This window comes from Bacteroides sp. HPS0048, from assembly GCF_964240755.1.
Taxonomy (GTDB): domain Bacteria; phylum Bacteroidota; class Bacteroidia; order Bacteroidales; family Bacteroidaceae; genus Bacteroides; species Bacteroides nordii.
In genome coordinates this window covers 340,070-347,322 of record NZ_CAXSVC010000002.1, presented here as the reverse complement: position 1 = coordinate 347,322, position 7,253 = coordinate 340,070, and the positions used below count along the sequence as shown (strand labels likewise).

The 7,253-nt window shown below is 42.1% G+C and carries 4 protein-coding genes; all 4 read right to left on the bottom strand.

Annotated features, from left to right (window positions below):
• Positions 1-331 precede the first annotated feature (331 nt).
• The 4 genes from ACESQI_RS02865 to ACESQI_RS02850 all read right to left on the bottom strand — a co-directional run bounded on the left by ACESQI_RS02865 (position 332) and on the right by ACESQI_RS02850 (position 7,184).
• Positions 332-1,810 carry a TolC family protein gene (locus tag ACESQI_RS02865; RefSeq protein WP_002561392.1) on the bottom strand — a complete coding sequence of 493 codons (1,479 nt, stop codon included), beginning with the start codon at positions 1,808-1,810 and terminating at the stop codon, positions 332-334.
• Between the two features lie 139 nt (positions 1,811-1,949).
• Positions 1,950-4,553, bottom strand: coding sequence for an ATP-binding protein (locus tag ACESQI_RS02860; protein WP_373125408.1), 2,604 nt, complete (start codon positions 4,551-4,553; stop codon positions 1,950-1,952).
• Positions 4,554-4,638: 85 nt separating this feature from the next.
• A complete protein-coding gene (locus tag ACESQI_RS02855; RefSeq protein WP_007486579.1) occupies positions 4,639-5,889 on the bottom strand; it encodes an ABC transporter permease in 1,251 nt (416 codons plus the stop codon).
• Positions 5,890-5,894: 5 nt separating this feature from the next.
• Entirely contained in the window at positions 5,895-7,184 is a 1,290-nt protein-coding gene (locus ACESQI_RS02850) for an ABC transporter permease (protein WP_373125407.1), read from the bottom strand.
• Positions 7,185-7,253 lie beyond the last annotated feature (69 nt).

Sequence of the window (7,253 nt, the reverse complement as noted above, 5' to 3'; positions counted from 1 at the left end):
AGGCTGAAAGCAGGATGGGATGAAAAATACCTGTCAACACTTTTACAGGACAGCGCATTTTAATGCGTCGGCCCTGTTTCCCGGTGCAGAGTCTTGTTTTACATGTACATGTAAAGCTGTATGAGATGCACATGTCGTACTGCTCCACATGTACATGTCGTACTGTTTTACATGTACATCTAAAACAACGTTACACACCGAGGCACCATACATTACTCTACGAGAGGGAGCTTTATCAATACCGGAGAAAGAGATAGATGGTAACGACAGACGTTATTCAGATAGAAACTGATTAAGTTTAGAATGGAGTTTCGACTATTGATTCGCATGATTAATCATTAATCACTTCCTCAAAGTCTACTTCCAGTTCCGTATCTCTCTCGAAATCCCAAAGGGTAAGGCTACGAATCTGATAGAAATAAGACCAATAATTATACAGTTCTGATATATGTTTCTGCCGTGCCTGGTCTTTTGAATTCTGTGCATCATTCAAGTCGAGCGTATTGATTTTGCCTATCAGGAAAGTCTCAATACTGGTTTTATAACGCTGCTGAGCAATAATATCCGCTTCTTTGGCTATGCTTAGCTGTTGTGCCTGATTATTGAAGTGCTCCACAAGCAAAAAGATATCCTGATTGAAGTTCATCTGTTCCTGACGAATTTTAGAAAGTACTACTTCACGATTACTCTTCGCCACACGTACCTTGCCACGACGCTTTCCCCAATCCAGAATAGGTATCTTCACCCCCACCTGTACGATCTGATTGTCGAGCAGATGATTGTAGGCAGAGGTAAACTCTTTGTCGAGCCCCGTATAACCCACGCTGGCAAAAAGATCTACACTACGCAGATCGCCACGTGCGGTAGCTACTGCATAGTCCGACTCAAGCTGCCGGCGACGGATGTTTTGTGCAAAAGAGTTACGCTCCAAAGCTTTGCTAAGCACTTCGTTATATTCCATTCGTATGTCCGGCGCCGATTCGGGAACCACCGGTTCCAGTTTTGTATTCTCATCCATTCCCAAAAAAGCACGAAGCTGGAACATATTGGCATTCAGATTACTCACTGCTTCTGTAGTAGCAGCCTTGGCATTCAGAGCAGAAAGTTTCAGTTGTAACAACTCATTTTCTGATATCTGCCCCATCTCACGCTTGGCTCCGGCTACTTTATACAGATGTTCGGCATTCAGTTCATTCTGCCGGGCAGTAGCCAATGTTTCCTTTGCCAACAGCAACTGAAAAAAGTAAGTAATGGTTTTGCGTGTCACTTCCTCTGTGGCAGAGATAAAAGCAGCTTTTGCCTCTTCATAGCGTACGGGTTCTATACGACGGTTCCACTTCAGCTTATTCACGCCAAAAATAGGCTGGGTCAGTTCCAGGTTGATCGGTACGGACATGAATTGTTCTTTCCCATTTCCCCCGAACTGCCTGATATAATCCAATGAAGTTGAAAGAGAGAGTTTACCACCTGTCAGCCATATATTCTGGTCAATGGACAAGTCACCGGATAACTCCAGATAATTGTTACGGACAAACCCGTAAGTGCCATCCGAATTTTGATAAGAGCTGTAGGATTTTTTATAGTTGGGCAATGTTCCTGTCAGATTCACTTCCGGCAGGAGATCGGCACGAAAAGTACGATATTCCCAATAGGCTGTTTTCAGTTCATTCAAGGCCACCGCCGCATCTACGGATTGAGTACGTGCCAAAGCAATAGCCTCATTAAGAGTTATTTCCCGTTCATTCTGTGCCGTAAGTATTTGCGAAAAGGCAAAAGTCGCTAAAACAAGCAGTATATTCTTCTTTCTCATAAAAGTATTATTTTCTACGATTTAAGAAGTCAAACGACGTGCCAAAAAGATAAGTTACTAATTCTCCGACAATTAATTCATTCGACAAGTGTCCGAAAACGAACACTTTGTACACAAATGAACGCCTTTTAACACCTTATTATTCACAAACGTCCGGAATACGCACAGTAAAACGTGTACCCTTTCCTACCTCAGATGTAACACGGATCGTTCCATTAAGCCGCATCACGATTGTCTGACAAATACTAAGCCCTAATCCGGCTCCCTGCGTGAAATTATCCACTTTATAGAAACGTTCGAAAATATGGTCCAACCCGTCCTGAGAAATTCCTTTACCGGTGTCTTCCACAAATAAAGAAGTATAGCCGGGTTCATCTTCAGCATATCCCACAGTAATCGATCCGCTTATTGTAAACTTAGCAGCATTGTTTATAAGATTATTCACTACTTGTTGCAAGCGTACATTATCTGTCACCATATACTTCTTACTACCTGCCGGGATTTCAAGCTTAAGTTCTACTCCCGGTGGCATGTTCAATTGCTGGGAGTCATGCACATTCTTCAACAGTAAAGGAAGACTATGACGGGCAAACTGGAAGTCCATCGTCCCCGACTCAATACGGGACAAGTCAAGAATATCATTGATTAATGCCAACAACAGACTACAGTTCTTATTGATTGTAGCAATAAACTGTGAAACCTCTTCTTCTGTGAAAGCACTCGTATCACTCAGCAAGTCGGAGAAACCGACAATAGCATTCAAAGGCGTACGAATTTCGTGACTCATATTGGCAAGGAAGGCCGATTTGAGCTTATCAGCCTGTAATGCCTTATCGCGGGCTATGGTCAACTCTTCCTCTGTACTTTTATAACGCTGAATACTCTGACAAACACCAAGAATACTATAAGGCTCATCTGATGTCAATCCACTAAGTACGGAAGTACGATATTCCCACCACTCATAATGTCCATCTGCATTACGCTGACGGAAGCTCATCCGGGTATTCTGATTCCTTCCTGTAAGAGCGGCATCAAATAAAGAACGTATGTGTCCCAGCTCTTCCGGATGTACCATTTCCTCCATACCCTCACGCGTAATGGTCGTCACCGATTCATCAAAGCCAAACTGCTGAAGGACCCCCTGGGGAAAAGTAAAAATATTGGTACGAATATTGAATTGCCACGGATAGATAGAACTATCCTCTATTGCCAGGTCAAAAAAACGTTTCCGCATCTCTTCATCAGACACATTGTGGCAGGAAAGGGCAACGCCGGTAATCTCTCCACGTGAATGAATAGGAACCATCTCTCCGGAAATCGGAAAGTAATTGCCACTATGTACTTCCTGCATAAAAGAGTTGGAAGGAATTATGCAGCTTTTACCTTCTTTAATTACCTCTTTCAGCATCTCGTGCAATACATTCTTACCATTAGAATATATTTTGAAGATAGAACCGGCAGGTAATCCTTCGTAAGGCCGGACAGTAACATCCACCGGAAGATGTAACATACGTAGTAAAGAAAGATTAGTGAAATGAATACGAAAATCAGCATCATACGTTATTACTCCTTCGCGAATAGAATGGAAAATATTATCAAACTCATCACGTTGGGCCACCAAACGGTTCTGCACCAAAAGACGGGTCTGTGCATGCATTCTTCGACGTGCCTCCCGACGGTTAGCACGTATCAGCCAAACAACAATAAACACCAATAGCCCAAGTATAGAAGCATAAAGCAAGATGAAAAAGAATTTATACTTCTCCCAATGAGGCTCATTAAGTATAATCCCCGGTTTCACCCGATCTTTTGCCACATGAAAAAAATCGAGCTGCTTATAATCATAGTAGAAATCAATCGGACTTTCAGTAATCCCCAAATCAGCAGGAGAAGTTCCTTTCAACACCTTAGCTGCCCTTACACCCGCCATTCGCGAAGAAGCATACGGATCAGCATCATAAGCACAAAAAACTCCGTTAGTCAATGCCAAACTCTGACAGGAAAAGAAAGGTGCTTTAGAATTCTTGCCAATAAATGCCATAAAAGGAGACCACTTAGGTACTACCACAATACGTCCATGACTATTGCGTGGATAACATACAGAAGATATAATGCTATTGGTAGTTCCGGTTTGCACATTGTAGGTCTGTAATTTATAATCAGGGTGGCGCTTTACAAACTGTCCCCATTCATTCATAAAATCTTCTTTCCCTTTCAAACTTAAAAAGCTGTTATCATTCACACAAACAACCTCCTTACGTTCAGGAAATACCTTATTGGCCTGTTCCAGTAAAAGAAAAAAATCGGGATTAGAAGTGAAACCGCAAATATTAGGTAAAGTAGTCATCAAGGCTTCATCCGGATATTTAATGCCATAAAAAACAACCGGAATCTGACGTGGCAAAGAATCACCACAAGCAAACAGTGTATGAAAAGCCTCATCACTTGACGTTACAATCAAGTCTACTCCGCGTTTTCTTGCCCGTTCACAGATACGGCTCATAATAAGTTTCTCGGAACGATACGCCCAATAATCAGCATCCAGATACTCGGTAACAATATTAACCTTCAGCTTTTCTTCACCAAAACCATCACGAAGTCCACGGGTCAGTTCACTATGCCAGGGAGTCTGATTAGTATAAGATTGTATAAAAAGGACATTATAATTCTGTCCGGCAGCAGCTATCGGTAGAAATACTGTAAATAACAGGAATAAAAGTGTGTTATAAAATCGTTGAGTCATAGAATTAAATACTGCGTTGTTTCACGATTGTGCGCACAAATATACGCTATTATCTTGAAAGCAACGCAGATATATAATTTAATTTTCACTCTTCATGCAAAGCTTCCGCCGGTTGGATACCCATTGCCTGCCGGGCAGGGAGCCAGACAGCTATAAATACGGTAATAGCCAACAAGATATAGGTAACGGACATACCTGCCAGAAAGCGAAGTAACGTAAACTCTACAGGATAATCGGAAACAATTTCCGCAAAACCTAAATTAGCTCCCACGATTATTGCCGGAATAAACGCTAAAGTCAATAAAATCAACCCTTCACCTAAAAGGAGTTTACGCAGACTTACCCTGGTACTGCCTAATGCTACACGTAACCCCAGTTCCGAACGGCGTTGTTGGGTACGGAACCAAAAAGTGCCCAGCACAGCAAGAAAAGCATTCATTAAAAAGAATACAGCCACTGAAAGATAGGTATACAAATCATTGCGAGGCTCCTTCAACTGTATATTTCTATAATCGCTCATCGGGCGCATATCTCCAAGATAGAAATTTCCTATCATCAATTGTTCGCGCATCTCTTTACGAAACTTACGAATAAAATCTTCTCCGTCGGAATCAGGACGTACCCGGATATAAACACCTAAATAAGGAGCATCCAGATAATAGAAAGGATATTTTTTCGTGTAAATCAACGGAATATAAGTAGCCGACTGATGAGCGGTAAACTCATTGTATTTTTGGTTTTCACAAACAGCCGCTATACGTACGCTGTCTCCGTTCAAATTATTCTTTACCCATTCGCCCACAGCAGGACGATCCGGGAAAAGTCTCCGGGCCAGATTATCCGTTATAATAATATCCGTAAAATTTGCTTTTCCAGACAATTGTTCCGGAGAACTCCCATCTGCTCCTTTCACTCCGAATACCCGGAAATAATCCGAACTAACGCCACGCATGTAACTATTGCAGGTAATTGTATCATGCACAAGTGAAGCTGTTTGGTTCATCCAGACATAGTGTTTATGCATGTTTGTATAGCAAACAGATTCCACCGCCGGATGGTGTTCCAAACGATCTATGAATGCATAGAAATCATCCGTAGCATTCTTTGTATGACGACTGTCCGAAAGAAATTTTGCACTTTCGGGAGTGAGTACACCAATATTGAGAGCATATACATTGTGCCAGTTAAATCCCAAAGGACGGGTTTGATTAACGGTAATAACATAAACGTAATCTACCGCATACCACATGCAAGTGGAAATAACAAACAACCCGGCTATCAACCATCCATTATGCCGCCGATTGTTCCATATTATTGTAAAGATGTGCTTGAACATATTGATTACCTTTCATTTAATGCATTGACAATGGTTGTACGAGCCACCCGCTCTGCCGGAATCCCTGCAGAAAGTAAGTTGAGAACCAGACAGAAAAGAAGTGCCACAAAGAATATCCACGGACTTATCATAGAAGCATTCATTGTTGCCGTTCCACCATCCGACAACTCAGATGCCAACAACCAGTCTGCCAGTAGCCAAAGAGCAAAATAAGAGAACAACAATCCTACTAATCCCCCGATCAGCGTAAGTAGCAAATTCTCGGTAAGAACTTGCCAGAGCAATCCCGAACGGGTAGCCCCGAAAGCTTTTCGTACTCCAATCTCCGAAAGACGTTTACGCATCCGGCTCTGTGTCAGTCCTGACAAATTAATGGCGGGAACAAGCAGAATGACAATCACAATAATAATATAGCGGATTATGACCTCCTGCCCCGGAACACCACCATTTGCATACTTATGAAGCATCTGAACGAAAAAAGTATCGGGCTGTCCCAATAAATCCAGTTGCATCTCCTGATCATTACTATTCAGCTTAGCCAAGTTCACGTCTACTTCTTTGAGTATCTCAGGAAAATCGGCAGAGGAATGTGCCAGAATAAAACACTGAAAACCGCCTGTATGCCCCTTTGTCCATCCCGAAAGATCAATGCGGCTAATATCACTATTAGTAGTATAAGGTACCCATATTTCAGAGTAGCTCTGCTCAGCAAACTTGCTCACATCGCGTACTACCCCGCAAATAGTGAACTCTACAAAGTTTAGTTCCAGACGACGTCCCACAGCTTCTTCTACTCCACCAAACAAACGGCGGGCTACACTTTCACATATGACGGTTTGTTTCAATCCGGACTTAAAAGCAGCCTCATCATAGGGTTTTCCGGCAAGAAACCCAAATTCAAATACACGCCAGAAGGCAGCATCGGTATAAAGTGACTGACAATTAATCTCCTCTCCTCCACCCGGAACAGCAGCCAACATACGTCCATATTCACAAATAGCTGTTACTGCTTCTGCAGTTGTCAGCGGATAAAATAGTTGTTGTATATCATAGAGAGATACCCGGCTATAATTACGTGCATCTTTATTCTCTTTTTCATAAACACTGGACCATTTCACATACAACGTACGATCACGGTTTGTTTCCGGTTCATAATTTGTTGTCTTAGCGTGCAACAAAATGATAATCACCATCACCACTGAAATAGCGAGTGCCGTACCGGCAATACTGATTGCAGAGAGCAGCTTATTCTCCAGCAGCAAATGAAAGGCTTGTTTGAAATGTTGTTTAAACATGAAATAATTGACGATTAGACGATTGACGATTTTACAATTGGGATTACTTTCAGTTATAGGAAGGGGAAT